Source organism: Streptomyces acidicola, from assembly GCF_009377235.1.
Lineage (GTDB): Bacteria > Actinomycetota > Actinomycetes > Streptomycetales > Streptomycetaceae > Streptomyces > Streptomyces acidicola.
Genome location: NZ_VMNX01000239.1, coordinates 1 through 14,582 on the forward strand (window position 1 = coordinate 1; position 14,582 = coordinate 14,582).

Genomic DNA, 14,582 nt, shown 5'->3' on the forward strand with positions numbered 1-14,582 from the left:
GTCCTTCAGGGCTCCGCCCCCGGCCCCTGCTTCGGGGCTCCGCCCCGGACCCCGTTTCGAGGGCCGGCCCCCCGGACCCCCGCTCCTCAAACGCCGGAGGGGCTGGATTGTGCGGGCGGGGCTGGGGGCGGAGCCCCCAGCGGACTACCCCAGTCCCACCCCGTCGTCCAACGCCCTCCGCGCCCGGGCCACCAGCCCATCCGCGCCGCACGCAGTCGCCAGCGTCAGACCCTTGTGGAGTTCCGCCGCGGAGCGGATGGCGATGGCGTAGTCGATGCGGGCCGCGGCGTGTTCGTACGCGCAGGGGGATGCGGACAGACAGGAGACGGCCTGGGCGTGCAGTGAGGTGGCACGCTGGCCGGTCTCCAGGGCCGCGGCGAGGCGAAGGGCCTCGCCGATGGCCGTGTCGGTGCCGAAGCGTTCGGCCTGGCGGCGGACGGCGGCCGAGAGTTCGGCCGCACGGCGCGGGTCCTCGCTCGCGAGCGCGCGGGCGAGGTCACTGCTCCAGGGCGCCACCACGGTGTTGTGGTGGCCACTGGCGACCGCGGCCTTCTCGGCGCCCTCCAGTTCGTTGATGCCCTCCTCCCTGCGGCCCGTGGCGAGCAGCAGCCGGGCACGTATGGAGCGGGGGTCGGGCAGCACGATGGTGGAGGGGTACGGCGGCGCGAAACCGTACCCCTCCGCGATCTCCCACGCCTCGTCGACATGCCCGCGGGCGAGCAGTGTTTCGACGAGGTTGCAGGTCACCGTCCAGTACAGCGGCAGCCGGCGGCCGACCCGCTCGGCGATACGCAGCGACGCGCGCAGGGAGGCCTCCGCGTCCCTGAGGCGACCCCGCCGGCGATGGCCGAGGCCGACGTAGGCGTGGGCCAGGGCGAGATGGCCGCCGCTCCAGCCTGCGGACTCGTAGGCGCGCAGGGCTTCCGTGTACAGGCTCTCCGCCCGGTCGAGCCGGTCCGCGTAGGCGTACGCGGTCGCCAGCATCAGCAGCGGTTCGATGCCCCACTCGGTGTCCGTCCAGCCGAATCCGGGCGCGAGCCGGCCGCCCACGAGGGCGCGGTCGCAGTACTCGACGACCTCCTCGGCGTTGTCGCCGCGCGTCAGCAGGTCGAAGCCGCGGAGGATGAGCAGCGCGCGCTCCGAGTTGTTCCGGCCCGTGCAGGTGGCCGCGAGGACCGCGAGCTCCTCGGAGCACTCCGGTAAGTGATCCTCACCCGGGTGGAGGCCCTCCCACATGTAGTGCATTGCCCTCAGGCGCAACTGGGCGGGGCCGGGGCCGAGCCGGGCAGCCTCCTCGTCGATCGTACGGACGGCGTCCTCCAGCTGGCCGTTGTGGACGAGGGCCTGCGAGAGCCGGACCACGGCGTCCACGCGGGTGTCGCCGCCGAGGCCCGGCATCGCGAGCGCCGACTGGAGGTACTCGATGGTGATGGCCGGCGAGGTCAGCAGCGTGGCACAGCCCAGTTCGTAGAGCACCTCCGCGTGGATGTCCGGTTCGGGCGGTTCGAGCAGGGCCCGCTCCAGACAGCGGCGGGCGGCGTCCGGTGCGCCGATGACGAGATGCTCGCGCGCCGCCGCGCGCATCTGCTCGACCACTTCCGGGTCGCCGTCCGGCTGCACCTGCAGGAGGTGGCGAGAGGCCGCGGCGGCTCCGAACCCGGAGGCGGTGACGATCGCAGCGGCCACGCCGTGCATCGCGGTGCGCATGGTGGGCGGGATCGAGTTGTACACGGCGGTGGCGATCAGCGGGTGCACGAACTCCAGGTCCCCGTCGCCCACCTGGCGGGTCGCCGGGTCGGTCTCGGTGAGGATGCGGGCCGCGCCGAGCAGCCGCACGCAGTGCACGGCCTCGTCGGGGCTCAGGGTGGCGAGCGTGGCCACGAGCTCCACGGTGATGCCGGTGCCCAGGATGGCGGCGGCCCACGCGAAGCGGGTGGCGTCGAGGCCGAGCCCTTCGAGGCGGGCGACCAGGCCGCGGCCCCGGGCCGAGTGGTTCAGCGCGCGCAGTTCGGCGGCCGACGGCTCGACCGGTTCCAGTTGGCTGTCCTGGACCTTGGCGAGGAGTTCCACGGTCTCGTACGGGTTGCCGCCGGTGACCGCCCAGACCTCGCGGCAGAACGGCGCGTCGGCGTGTTCGCCGACCGTGTCGCGGGTGAGCCCGGCCGTAGCCTCGGGGGTCAGCGCGCTCAGCGGCGCGGTGAGGCGGGCCGAGGCCGCGACCTCGTCGAGGAGGTCGGCGCGCTCCCCGGTGACATCTGCCGGGCGGCGGGCGACCACGACGAGGACGGACAGTTCGTCGAGGCGCTCGGCGAACGCGGCCAGCCAGTGCAGGGTCTCCCTGTCGGCCCAGTGCGCGTCGTCGATCAGCAGGACCAGGGGCCAGTCGCGCCGGGCGAGCCGGCTGACGGCCGCGATCAGGCCGTCGCACACGCCCTGCGGATCGGCCAACCGGTCACCCGGGGCCGCTACCCCGAGCGCGGGGCCGGCGATGTCGTACCAGTCGCCGAGGTATTCCCGCGCCTCGTCCGGCATCAGTGACAGCAGGGCCGGCTGCATCAACTGCCGTACGACGTTGAAGGGGACGGAGGTGACGGTCTCGCCGCCGCGCGCCGACCACACGGTGCAGCCTCGCTGCTCCGCCAGGCGACGTGCCTCGGCGAGGAGCGCGGTCTTGCCGATGCCCGCCTCGCCCTTGAACACGAGGAGGCCGCCCCGGGACGTCCGGTCCTGGCGCAGGGCGTCGATCGCCTCCTCGATGGTGGCGAGTTCCGCGTCGCGCTCCCACAGGGAGGCCGAGGCGCCTGCGCCCGGCCGCGCCTCCGTCATCCCGGTACCTCCCCAGATCGCCCAAACGACGTAAGGAGATCGAGCGTAGCCCTCCGGGAGCCCCTGTGGAGGGCGGTCGGGGCACGTGGTGCCGACACGGGTGACACCCGGTGTACGGGAGTGACGCGGCGCCCCCTTCACCAGCCCCGGTGAAAGTTATTGACAGTCGGCGACCGCCGCGCTGAAGCTAATTTTCCAACATCGTTCGGTCTCCCGCCCCGGAAGGAACCGGCATGACGGCCGCCCCCGAGCACGGCCCGGACCAGCAGACCGCCACCCGGCCCGGACAGTCCCGCAGGGCGCTGTTCGCGGGGTCGGTGGGCAACTTCATCGAGTGGTACGAGTTCGGCGTCTACGGCTACTTCGCCACGATCATCGCGGCCCGCTTCTTCACACCGGAGGGCGGCAGCGAGATCGAGGGCCTGGTCAAGACGTACGCGTCGTTCGCGCTCGCGTTCTTCTTCCGGCCGGTGGGCGCGGCGCTGTTCGGCCGACTCGGTGACCGGATCGGACGCCGTCCGGTGCTGATCATGGTCGTCCTGCTGATGACGGGCGCGACGACGCTGATCGGCGCGCTGCCCACGTACGCCACCGCCGGCGCCCTCGCCCCGTGGCTGCTCACCTTCCTGCGGGTGCTCCAAGGGCTGTCCGCGGGCGGGGAGTTCGGAGGCGCGGTGTCGGTGATGACGGAGTTCGCGCCGCCGGGCAAGCGGGGGCTGTACGGGTCGTGGCAGTCGTTCACGGTGGCGCTGGGACTGCTCGGCGGGGCCGGGGCGGCGGCCCTGCTGGCGACGCTCCTCACCGCGGAGGAACTCAACTCCTGGGGCTGGCGGCTGCCGTTCCTGCTGACGCTGCCGCTGGGCCTGGGCGCACTGTGGCTCCGCCTGCGCCTGGACGAGACGCCGGCCTTCCGGGAGGAAGGGTCGGCCGAGCGCCCGCCGGCGCGTGAGGTCGCGCGGGCCATCGCGCTCGGCGCCGGACGGATCATGGGCTGGGCGGCGGCCGGTTACACCTTCCTCGTGGTGCTGCCCTCGTATCTGCAGAGCAGTCTGAACGCGACCTTCCAGCAGGCCCTCGTGGCCACGGTGCTGGCGAACCTCGGCTTCGCGGTCACGATCGTCCCCGCCGGGTGGCTCAGCGACCGGGTCGGGCGGCGGCCGGTGATGCTGACGGGCGCGCTGCTGGTGACGGTCCTGGCGTTGCCGCTCCTCAATCTCCTCCAGGACGCGGGGACGTCGAACACGATGAAGGGTGTGGCCGTGTTCGTGGCGGGGGCGGTCGTCGGCCTGATGGCGGGGCCCGGCCCGGCGATGCTCTCCGAGTTGTTCCCGACGAACGTCCGCTACACGGGCCTGGGGCTCGCCTACGCCCTGTCCAACGCCGTGTTCTCGGGCTGTGCGGGGCTCGTCATCACGGAGACGATCGAGCGCACGGGGAGCGTGGACATCCCGGGGTACTACGCGGCGGTGACGTGCGCGGTGAGCGCGCTGGCGCTGCTGGTGCCGCGGAGAGACCGCTATGGGCAGAGGAGTTGAGGGGTGCGGGTGATCGGTCTGATGTCGGGCACGTCGTACGACGCGATCGACGCGGCGGCCGCGGACCTGTGCCTCGACGGGGACACGCTCACGCTGAAGCCGCTCGGGCTGGTCAGCGAACCGTACGACGACGCGCTGCGGAAGTCGCTCGCCGCGGCCCTCCCTCCGGCGACCACCACCCTGGCCGAGGTGTGCCGCCTGGACACCCGGATCGGGCAGGCCTTCGCGGCGGCCGCGCTGCACGCGAACGGCCGGCTCTGCGACGGGCGGGCCGAGTTGGTCGCCTCGCACGGGCAGACCGTGTACCACTGGGCCGACCGGGGCACCGTGCACGGCACCCTCCAGATCGGTCAGCCCGCCTGGATCGCGGAGACGACGGGGCTGCCCGTGGTCGCCGACTTCCGGCCGCGCGACATCGCCGCGGGCGGCCAGGGCGCGCCCCTGGTGAGCCTGGTCGACCTGCTGTTGCTGCGGGGCCGTCCGGGCACACCGGTCGCGCTGAACCTCGGCGGCATCGCCAACCTCACCGCACCGGACGGCACGGCCTTCGACACCGGCCCGGCGAGCGCCCTCATCGACGCGGCCGTCCGTGACTTCACCGGCGGGCGCCTGCCGTACGACGTGGACGGCGCCCTGGCGGCCCGGGGCAGCGTGCACGAGCCACTGCTGGCGCGGCTCCTGGACGAGCCTTACTACGCGCAGCCCGCGCCCAGGACGACGGGCAAGGAGCTGTTCCACGCGGGTTATCTGCGCGACGCGCTCGCCGGTTTCCCGGGGCTGCGGCCGGAGGACGTCGTCGCGACGCTCACCCGGCTCGCCGCGCGCACGGTCGCCGACGCCGTCCGGACCGTGCGCGCCACGGAGGTGATCGCCTCCGGTGGCGGCACCCGCAATCCGGTGCTGATGGGCATGCTGGGCGACGAGTTGGGCGGTGTCCCGGTGCGCACCTCCGACGTGCTGGGGCTGCCGTCCGCCGCCAAGGAGGCGTACGCCTTCGCGGTGCTGGGCTTTCTGACCGTGCATGGGCTGCCGGGCACCTGTCCGACGAGCACCGGGGCCCGGCACGCGAGCCTGTTGGGGTCGGTGACGCCGGGGCATCGGGGGTTTCCCGGAGGGTTGCCGTCGGGGGGTGGCGCCGAGCGGGGGCCGGTGCGGATGGTGTGCGAGCCGGGCGTGTTGCGCGGGTGACCGGTCGCGGAGGTGGGCCCTTCTCATCCATCTTTCACGCTCACCTCATACCGTGACCCCATGACGCAGGAGACTCCCCCCGGCTGGTACCCCGACCCCGGGCAGACAAGTGACGGCCCCGCCACCGAGCGCTGGTGGGACGGCAAGGCATGGACGGACCGGATCCGGCCCGCGGAGCCGTCCGCCACATGGGGTCCCCCGACGCACGTGCCGCCCGCGGAGGCGTACCCGGCGGCCATGGGACCGTACCCGGCGTATCCACCCGCCCCTCCGCGGCGCGGGCTGCGCATGGGCATAGCCGTCGCCGTGGCCGCGGCCGTCCTGGCGAGCATCGGCGTGGGCGTGTACGCCCTCACCAGGGACGAGGGGAACGGCAACGCGGCGGGCTCGCAGAGTCCCGGAGAGCAGAACGGCCCGGGCGACGGGCAGGGTGGTCCCGGCGGCGGCTCCGGGGGCCCGGACGGTCAGGGCCCGGGGCCCGGTGAGTCCGCGCAGCCGCGGATCGTGGACGGGTACGCCGTCGACCCGGTCAACGGCATCGGCATCCCCGTGCCCGACGACTGGACCGCCGTGTCGCTCGGGGTGGGCGTGCAGGTCACGACCAAGGACTCGTACAAATGCCCCGGCGACACCTCGAAGACCTGCACGCGCGGCGGCGCGTACTCCGCGCCCGCCGAGGCGCTGGAGCTGGACGCCGGCACTGCCGAGGCCGCCGCGAAGGCGGACATCGAGAAGAACGCCGAGGAGGCTTACGGCGGCACGGCCTACGGGAAGATCACCTCGCACGACGAGCTGGCCTCCGAAGCGGTGACCGTGGCGGGCGAGAAGGGCTATCTGGTCCGCTGGAAGGTCGCCACGAGCGAGGGCGACGACGGCTACGTCGAGTCGCTCGCGTTCCCGGCGCCCGCCAACCCCGAACGGCTCGTCGTGATCCGCTTCGGCATCGACGTCGGCTCCAAGGCACCGGAGCAGTCCGTCATCGACGAGATCACCAAGGGCATCAAGAAGATGTCGGGCGGCGGCAACGGGCAGGACGTCTGACCTGCGGACGCTTTCCCGGGTCCACGGGGGTCTCGTTCCCCAGGCGCTTCGGCCGGGGCACTCCGGAGACTCAGTCAGCCGGGTGGAGTCCCCCTCCGCTCAAGAGGGACCCCACCCGGCCGGGGAGTGCGCCGCCCCCGTCCCCACGGTGCGGCGCGGTCGGGCCGACGTCCGGTCATCCCTCGGACGACGGCCCGCGCTCTATGGCGGGCCGCCCGGCGGCCCTCCGCCCAGCCCGAGCGCCGGGAGGACGGCGGCCTCGATGAAGCGGGTCAGATAGGCCTCGTCGGCGTCCCGGCCCTCCAGGAGCGGGCGGCCCCGCAGCACACCGAGGATCTGCGCGGGCACGTATTCCGTCGCGGGATTGTCCGGGGCGATCTCGCCCCGGGTGACCGCGCGGTCGAGAAGCTCACGGAGGCCGGCGATCTCCGGCTCGACGAACGCGTCACGCATCGCCCGCCGCAGGCACTCGTCCTGTGTGATGGCGTGGGTGAGCCCGTGGAGCAGCCGGGCGTCACGGCCGAACCCGTGGGCCCCGGCGCGTGCCGCCACCTCGCGCAGGTCCCCGGCGAGCGAGCCGGTGTCGATGTCGGCGAACCGCGGACGACTGTGGGCCCGCAGCGCGGCCGCCACGAACTGCGGCTTCGTCTTCCACTGCCGGTACAGCGTGGACTTGCTGCACCGCGTGCTCGCGGCCACGCCCTCCATGCTCACGGCGTCGTAACCGCACTCGCGGATCTGGTCGAGCACGGCGTCGAAGAACTCCTGCTCACGCTCGGGCGTGATCTTGGAGCGGCGCGAGGCGGCGACCGTTTCCGGTCCGTCCGCTGCCTGCGACGTCATGCTCTCTCCCTCTTCCTCGCTCGGGGCCTGATCCGTGGTCATCGGTGGTCTTGATCGGTGGTCCGTCTCACACAGTGTATAGCGATACGCCACTGTACCGAAACGCCTTCGTATCGGTACAGTGGCGTTTCGGTACACCACCGTATCGGTACGTCCGCGTATCGATGATCCAGTACGACGTCAGCAAAGGGGCCGGGGGATGGAAGCCCGAACCGAGCCTGCAGGATCCGAGTCCGAGACGGCCATACGGCGCCGGGCCTCGCCCGACGACACCGCGCGGCCACCTCTCGTCCGCGAGCTCCTGCTCGTCGCGGGACTCTTCCTCGTCTACAAGTTCGGCCGGCTGCTGGCGAACGGCCACACCGGCGAGGCCTTCCGCAACGCCGGGCGCGTGTGGGACTGGGAGCGGGCCCTGCGCCTGCCCGACGAGGCCGGCGTGCAGTCCGTACTCCTGCACGGCGACGGTCTCGCACAGCTGGCGAACAGCTACTACGCGGTCGTTCACTTCCCGGCCACCGCGGCCTTCCTGGTCTGGCTCTATCTGCGGCGGCCGTCTCACTACGTGTGGGCCCGCCGGGTCCTGGCCGCCGTCACCGCCGCCGCTCTGCTGCTGCACCTGGTGTTCCCGCTGGCTCCGCCGCGCCTGCTCGACGGCACGGGCCTCGTCGACACCGGCCAGGTGTACGGGCCCACGGTGTACTCGGCGGCCCCGGCGACCGACTCGATGGCGAACCAGTTCGCGGCGATGCCGTCGCTGCACTTCGGCTGGGCGCTGATGGTCGCGATCGGCCTGATCGCCGCCACCCGGTCCCGCTGGCGGTGGCTCTGGCTCCTGCACCCGCTGGTGACCCTGCTGGTGATCGTCGGCACGGCGAACCACTACTGGCTCGACGCGGCCGGGGCCGCCGCGCTGCTCGGCCTCGCCCTCGCCGCGGTCCACCTGCCGTACCGCACGACGACGACCGCCGGGCGCGCCCCGGAGCTCGTGAGGACCGACGAGCCCGTCCTGGTCGGAGCGGGCCGATGAGCGCCACCCTCGTGGCCTTCGGCCTCTCGCTGTTCTCGGCCGTCGCGTACGCCTCCGCGGCCGTCGCCCAGGAGCGGCTCGCGTCCCGGAGCGGTGACGCGGGCGTGGGCCGGCTTCTGGCCAGTGGCGCCTGGTGGGGGTCGGTCGTCCTGAACGGATCCGGCGCGCTGCTGCACGTCGTGGCCCTGAAGTACGGTCCGCTGACCGTGGTGCAGCCGCTCGGTGCGCTGACGCTGGTGGCCGCGGTGCCGCTGGGTGCCCGGCTGGCCGGGCGGCGGGTCAGCGCGGTGGAGTGGCGGGGCACGGCGTTCACGCTCGCCGGTCTCGCCGCGATCCTGGTCGCCGCGTCCGGCCCCGCGCCCCATGACGTACTGAGCGTGCCGGAGGCCCTCGCGGTCGCCGGAGGGACCGCCGCAGTGATCGGTGTGCTCGCCCGGCCGGGTGCGCGGCCGGGGCTGCGGCAGGCGACCGCGTCCGGCTTCGCCTCGGGCGTCGCGTCGGCGCTCACACAGACCGTGACAGTGGCCGCGACGGACCACTCGGGCTCACTGCTCAGCGTCCAGGTGATCGGGCTCGCCCTGCTGGTCGCGGCCTTCGCCACGGGTGGGCTGCTGCTCTCCCAGACCGCCTTCCGGGGCGGCCTCGGCGCCCCGCTCGCCATGGTGACCCTGGCCAATCCGGTCGCCGCCTCGGTGATCGGCCTGTCGCTGCTGGGCGAACAGGTGCGATCCGGCCTCACGGGTGTCCCTCTGGCCCTGGCGGGAGCGGCGCTGGCGTCCTGGGGTGTGGTGCTGCTGTCACGTGCGACGCCCCCACCGCACCCCGTGGACCTCCCCGTCCCGGACGGCGACCATCCGGTGGCGGCGGTCCTGGCGCTGGAGCCCGGACAAGCCCCGTACGAACCCTCGTTGGCGCCCCGTCGGCCGACCTCTCCCCCTCCTGGGCGCCTGACTCCCTTGTGATCCCTCTCGACGTGAACCCCCGGGGCCGCCGCCGGGGCCGCTCACGGCGGCCCCGGCCTGCTGCTGTACCCGGGTGTCCTAGTACGTGATCATCGCCGGATCGCTCACCCCGGCCCGCCCGTTCTCGACGTGCCCCGCGAACCGGCGCAGGAAGCCCGCGTCGGTGTCGGAGGCGACGGTCAGGTCGTACCAGCGCTTGCCGCCACGCAGGTCCACCGTGTGCCGCACGATGGCCCCCGCCCGCACCCGGAACGCCGGGGGGCGGCCGCCGTATCCGTCCGTGAGCGTCAGGTTCGCCGTGCGGGAGCCCTTGTTGGTGAACGTCAGCTCAACGTCGTCGCCGACATGCCGCGCGGTCACCTCGGGTCCGGCCGCCTTGCCCGGGCCCCTGAAGACGCGCAGGAAGCCGTTCGGGCCGTGCACGGTCAGGTCGAACGAGCCGTTCGAGGCGGACGAGTTCCAGGTGTCCGAGATCCTCTTGCCCGCCTCGGTGGTGTAGTTCCACGGCCCTTCGGTGCGGTTGCCGGACGTGACGAGGAACGCCGCGCCCGCCTCGGGACCGGAGGCGAAGGTCAGCGTGAGGGTTCCCGCCGCCGGGTCGGCCGAGCCGTCCACCCTCGGCTCGTACTTCAGGGGGCGGGCGGGGCGCAGGCCGCGCTCCTGCTTCGGCATGCTGGGGTCGGCGGGAACCGTCGGCCGGTAGTCGGGGTGGCGTTCGCGGTCCGCCGGCTCGTACTCGTCGGTGTCCGGCAGTTCGGCCGGCCGGCTGTCCTTGCGGGAGAAGTCGAAGGCCGAGGTGAGGTCGCCGCAGACCGCGCGCCGCCACGGCGAGATGTTGGGCTCGTGCACCCCGAAGCGGTTTTCCATGAACCGGACGATCGAGGTGTGGTCCAAGGTCTCGGAGCAGACGAAACCGCCCTTGCTCCAGGGCGAGACGACCAGCATCGGCACGCGCGGGCCGAGGCCGTACGGACCGGCGACGTGGCTGGAGCTCCCCGCGAAGAGGTCCGGGCCGACGTCGACGGTGGACTTGCCGTGGGCGGCGGAGCGCGGCGGCAGCGGAGGCACGAGGTGATCGAAGAAGCCGTCGTTCTCGTCGTACGTGATGAACAGCGCCGTCTTCGACCAGACCTCGGGGTTGGCGGTGAGGGCGTCCAGGACCTGGGCGATGTACCAGGCGCCGTAGTTCGAGGGCCAGTTGGAGTGCTCGGAGAAGGCCTCGGGCGCGGCGATCCAGGAGATCTGCGGCAGCTTGCCCGCCTTGACGTCCGCCTTCAGCCGGTCGAAGTAGCCGTCACCGTTCTTGACGTCGGTGCCGGTGCGGGCCTTGTCGTACCACGGGTCGCCGGGCCTGGCGTTCCGGTACTTGTTGAAGTACAGCAGCGAGTTGTCGCCGTAGTTGCCGCGGTAGGCGTCCGGGATCCAGCCCCAGGAGCCCTTCGCGTCCAGGCCGTCGCCGATGTCCTGGTAGATCTTCCAGGAGATGCCCGCCTCTTCGAGGCGCTCCGGGTACGTCGTCCAGTCGTAGCCGACCTCGTCGTTGCCGAGGACGGGGCCGCCGCCCCTGCCGTCGTTGCCGGTGTAACCCGACCACATGTAGTAGCGGTTCGGGTCGGTGGAGCCGATGAACGAGCAGTGGTACGCGTCGCAGACGGTGAAGGTGTCGGCCAGCGCGTAGTGGAACGGGATGTCCTCGCGCGTCAGGTACGCCATGGTCGTGGTGCCCTTGGCGGGAATCCACTTGTCGTACTTGCCCCCGTTGTAGGCGGCGTGCCCGTCGGGCCAGCCGTGCGGCAGGCCCTCCAGGAACTGCATGCCGAGGTCGTCGGCCTCGGGGTGGAAGGGCAGCACGTCCTTGGTGCCGTCCGACTGGTGCCACACGGACTTGCCGTTGTCGAGGGTCACCGGATGCGGGTCGCCGAAACCGCGGACACCTCTGAGGGCGCCGAAGTAGTGGTCGAAGGAGCGGTTTTCCTGCATCAGGACGACGATGTGCTCGACGTCCTCGATGGTGCCGGACCGGTGGTTCGCGGGCAGCGCCGCCGCCCGCTCGATGCTGGTGGACAGAGCGGTGAACGCCGTGGTGGCGCCCGCGAGTTGGAGGAATCGACGCCGGTTGACCTCAGGCATGGGCGGGTGACCTCTTGTCCTGGAGTGGTGCGATGGATGTGGCCTGCGGGCAGGGAGTGTGCTAGGGCCTGTTCTGAGTTCCCCGTCGTCCGCGCGGAGCGCGGGCGCAGCGGCGTTCGGTGCGTGCGATCGGCGTGCGGTGTCGCAGGTCATGTGGCGGAGCCACCTGTCCTGCGACGCCGTGCGGCGAGCGTGCGTGCCGGGCGTCGGGGCGCAGGCGGGGAACTCAGAACAGGCCCTAAGCGCAGCCAACGTCGGGGAAGAGCCCGTGGCGCGCGTGTGACGGATGGTCGTCCGGGGTGCGAACAGCGGAGGGGCCTGATCCCCCGCTCCCCCGGGCTCCGGACGCCCACGGGGAGCGGGGGATCAGGCCACCGCGTGACCGTGGCTCCTCATCGCACGGCCCGAAACATCCCCCGCGCCCTCGGTTGAGCGGGAAGCGGCGCGGCGGGACGCTGGAGAGGGGTACCCGGATGTTGCCCGGGGCCCCCGGCTGCTCCGGCCTGGCCCCGGCCGAGCGGCACTGCGGAAGAGAAGGCCCATGAACAGCAGGGACGTCACATCCGGAGGCACCGTGGAGGGACGCACACCGGAGGACTTGGCGGTCGTCGTCGACGCCGGTGGGGCGGTCAGGATGTGGAGCGCCGGAGCTCGGGAACTGCTCGGATACGAGGCCGCCGAGGTCGTGGGCCGCACCGCGGCCGACCTGCTCGCCGACGAGCTGCCCGGGTCCGTGCGGCGCCACCTGGCCGACGGGCACTGGTGGGCCGGTGAGGTGGCGCTGCGACACCGGGACGGAGGCCGTGTCGTGGTGCGCCTGCGGGGAACACCGCTGCTGGACGCGGGCCGCGAGAGGCTCTGGCTCGTCACCGGTGACGTACCGGCGAGCATCACCGGGCGGGCCGACCCGGAAAGGGCGGCGCTGTGGGATCTCACGCTGGCGCAGCTCCCCATGCCGGTGGCGGTCTACAACCGCGAGGCCCGACTGGTGGCCGCCAACGAGATCATGACCCGGCTCATGCGCAGGTCCGAGGAGGACATGCGGGGCCTGACCCTGTGGGAGATCGAGCCCAGCCCACCGTTCGACGAGTACGACCGCCTTCAGCGGCAGGTCCTGCGCACCGGCCGGATGGTGTTCCACGAGGGCCACGGCCCCGCCTGGGGTGACGCCCGGGAGCGGGCCTGGTCGGTGTTCGTCTCGCCGTTGAAGGACGATACCGGCACCGTCCACGGACTGTCCGCGGCCCTGTTCGACACCACGGAGCAGTACTGGGCTCGCCACCGCCTGGCGGTCCTCAACGACGCCGGGCTCCGTATCGGCAGCACCCTGGACGTGACCCGGACGGCCGAGGAACTGGCCGAGGTGGCCGTGGCCGGGTTCGCGGACTTCGTCACCGTGGACCTGCTGGCGTCCGTCCTACGGGGCGACGAGCCGGAACCGATCCGGCTGGACGAGCCCGTCATCGTTCACCGCACGGCGCAGCGGTCGGTGCTGGAGGGCTGCCCGGAGTCGGTGGTCCCCTCGGGCGAGACGATGGTCTACCCCGTGGACACGCTGCCGGTGCGGGCGCTGCTCACCGGCCGGGGCGCACGGCGCAAGCCGGAGGATCCGGAGGTGCGGGAGTGGATCATGTCCTCCCCGGCCCGCGCCGAGACCGTGGCAAAGTACATGATCCACTCGGTGATGATGGTGCCGCTGCGTGCCCGCGGGGTGACCCTGGGCCTGGTGCACTTCCTGCGGCACCGGACAGTGGAGTCCTTCGACGACGACGACCTGCTGCTGGCGGAGGAGATGGTCGCCAGGGCGGCGGTCAGCGTCGACAACGCCCGCCGTTACACCCGTGAACGCCGGACGGCCCTGGCGCTCCAGCGCAGCCTCCTTCCCGAGCGGCCACCGGGGCTGGTGGCGATGGAGATCGCCTACCGCTATCTGCCGGCCGGTTCGGGTGCGGACGTCGGCGGGGACTGGTTCGACGCGATTCCGCTGTCCGGCGCCCGGGTCGCCCTCGTCGTGGGCGACGTGGTGGGCCACGGCATTCACGCGTCGGCCACGATGGGCCGCCTGCGGACAGCCGTACGGACTCTCGCGGACGTCGACCTCGCCCCCGACGAACTGCTCACCCAGCTGGACGACCTCGTCATCCGGCTCGACCGTGAGGAGGGCCCGGAGGTGCGCGGGCGGGACGAAGCGTCCGGGCAGGTCGGGGCCACCTGTCTGTACGCCGTGTACGACCCGGTGTCCCGGCGCTGCGCCATGGCCCGCGCCGGGCATCCGCCGCCCGCCCTGGTCACCCCCGACGGCAGCGTACGGTTCCTGGACCTGCCGGCCGGGCCGCCGCTCGGTCTGGGCGGCCTGCCGTTCGAGGCCACCGAGGTCGAACTGGAGGAGGGCAGCCTGCTCGCCCTCTACACCGACGGTCTGGTCGAGGCCGCCGACCGCGACATCGAGGTCGGGCTCACCCTGCTGCGCCAGGCGTTGAGCAGCCCGGCCGAACCACTGGAGGAAACCTGCGAGCAGGTGCTGCGCACCGTGCTGGCCGGCCGTGCCGCCGACGACATCGTGCTGATGCTCGCCCGCACATCCGCGCTCGACGCCGGGAGGGTACACACCTGGCAGCTGCCGCAGGACCCCGCGACCGTGGCCGGGGCCCGCAGGATGGCGGGCGAACAGGTGGCGTCCTGGGGGCTGACGGAGGCGGTGTTCACCACCGAACTCATCGTCAGCGAGCTGGTCACCAACGCCGTCCGGTACGGTGACGCCCCCATCGAGCTGCGGCTGATCCGTGACGCGACGCTCATCTGCGAGGTGTCCGACGGCAGCGGCACCGCACCGCACCTGCGCCGGGCCCGCGTCTTCGACGAGGGCGGGCGTGGGCTCCTGCTCGTCGCCCAGGTCGCCGAGCGCTGGGGCAGCCGCCAGACGCCCACCGGCAAGACGATCTGGGCGGAACAGCCCCTGCCCGACCAGACCTCAGCGCGCCCGTGACACGGGGTCCGGGCAGGGTGGGGTGGGGTGGGGTGCCTGACGGT

The 14,582-nt window shown here is 72.7% G+C and carries 9 protein-coding genes; 6 read left to right on the plus strand and 3 right to left on the minus strand.

Annotation, left to right across the window (positions count from 1 at the left end; all coding sequences use genetic code 11):
* Positions 1-144: 144 nt before the first annotated feature.
* Positions 145-2,826, minus strand: coding sequence for an ATP-binding protein (locus FPZ41_RS38005; RefSeq protein ID WP_152868313.1), 2,682 nt, complete (start codon positions 2,824-2,826; stop codon positions 145-147).
* Between the two features lie 233 nt (positions 2,827-3,059).
* On the opposite strand from FPZ41_RS38005, the gene FPZ41_RS38010 reads away from it, so the two are divergent.
* From FPZ41_RS38010 to FPZ41_RS38020, 3 genes are read left to right on the plus strand one after another with little or no spacing between them, the layout of a single operon-like run.
* Entirely contained in the window at positions 3,060-4,361 is a 1,302-nt protein-coding gene (locus FPZ41_RS38010) for an MFS transporter (protein WP_152868315.1), read from the plus strand.
* A gap of 3 nt (positions 4,362-4,364) precedes the next feature.
* Positions 4,365-5,549 carry an anhydro-N-acetylmuramic acid kinase gene (locus FPZ41_RS38015; RefSeq protein ID WP_322621249.1) on the plus strand — a complete coding sequence of 395 codons (1,185 nt, stop codon included), beginning with the start codon at positions 4,365-4,367 and terminating at the stop codon, positions 5,547-5,549.
* Positions 5,550-5,609: 60 nt separating this feature from the next.
* Positions 5,610-6,590: a DUF2510 domain-containing protein gene (locus FPZ41_RS38020; protein ID WP_152868317.1), complete on the plus strand. Its 981-nt coding sequence runs from the start codon at positions 5,610-5,612 to the stop codon at positions 6,588-6,590.
* Positions 6,591-6,791: 201 nt separating this feature from the next.
* Here the strand turns inward: FPZ41_RS38020 and FPZ41_RS38025 are convergent, their stop codons facing one another.
* Positions 6,792-7,433 (minus strand): TetR/AcrR family transcriptional regulator, encoded by a 642-nt coding sequence (locus FPZ41_RS38025; protein ID WP_152868319.1) that lies wholly within the window; start codon positions 7,431-7,433, stop codon positions 6,792-6,794.
* Positions 7,434-7,632: 199 nt separating this feature from the next.
* Here FPZ41_RS38025 and FPZ41_RS38030 point away from each other — a divergent pair, with 199 nt between their 5' ends.
* Together FPZ41_RS38030 and FPZ41_RS38035 are read left to right on the plus strand one after the other, a co-directional pair.
* Positions 7,633-8,460, plus strand: coding sequence for a phosphatase PAP2 family protein (locus FPZ41_RS38030; protein ID WP_152868321.1), 828 nt, complete (start codon positions 7,633-7,635; stop codon positions 8,458-8,460).
* Positions 8,457-9,422 carry a DMT family transporter gene (locus FPZ41_RS38035; protein ID WP_152868323.1) on the plus strand — a complete coding sequence of 322 codons (966 nt, stop codon included), beginning with the start codon at positions 8,457-8,459 and terminating at the stop codon, positions 9,420-9,422. The genes FPZ41_RS38030 and FPZ41_RS38035 overlap by 4 nt, the downstream gene beginning before the upstream one ends.
* Before the next feature lie 78 nt (positions 9,423-9,500).
* Here FPZ41_RS38035 and FPZ41_RS38040 read toward each other — a convergent pair whose 3' ends face one another.
* On the minus strand, positions 9,501-11,552 hold the full coding sequence (locus FPZ41_RS38040) for a phosphocholine-specific phospholipase C (RefSeq protein WP_152868325.1): 2,052 nt from the start codon (positions 11,550-11,552) through the stop codon (positions 9,501-9,503).
* Positions 11,553-12,093: 541 nt separating this feature from the next.
* Between FPZ41_RS38040 and FPZ41_RS38045 the strand changes: the two genes are divergently transcribed.
* Entirely contained in the window at positions 12,094-14,538 is a 2,445-nt protein-coding gene (locus tag FPZ41_RS38045; protein WP_152868327.1) for a SpoIIE family protein phosphatase, read from the plus strand.
* The last annotated feature ends 44 nt before the right edge of the window (positions 14,539-14,582 follow it).

Coding starts and splice junctions, on each gene's coding strand:
- FPZ41_RS38005 (WP_152868313.1), bottom strand. CDS start 2,826: ATGACGGAGGCGCGGCCGGGCGCAGGCGCCTCGGCCTCCCTGTGGGAG.
- FPZ41_RS38010 (WP_152868315.1), top strand. CDS start 3,060: ATGACGGCCGCCCCCGAGCACGGCCCGGACCAGCAGACCGCCACCCGG.
- FPZ41_RS38020 (WP_152868317.1), top strand. CDS start 5,610: ATGACGCAGGAGACTCCCCCCGGCTGGTACCCCGACCCCGGGCAGACA.
- FPZ41_RS38025 (WP_152868319.1), bottom strand. CDS start 7,433: ATGACGTCGCAGGCAGCGGACGGACCGGAAACGGTCGCCGCCTCGCGC.
- FPZ41_RS38030 (WP_152868321.1), top strand. CDS start 7,633: ATGGAAGCCCGAACCGAGCCTGCAGGATCCGAGTCCGAGACGGCCATA.
- FPZ41_RS38035 (WP_152868323.1), top strand. CDS start 8,457: ATGAGCGCCACCCTCGTGGCCTTCGGCCTCTCGCTGTTCTCGGCCGTC.
- FPZ41_RS38040 (WP_152868325.1), bottom strand. CDS start 11,552: ATGCCTGAGGTCAACCGGCGTCGATTCCTCCAACTCGCGGGCGCCACC.
- FPZ41_RS38045 (WP_152868327.1), top strand. CDS start 12,094: ATGAACAGCAGGGACGTCACATCCGGAGGCACCGTGGAGGGACGCACA.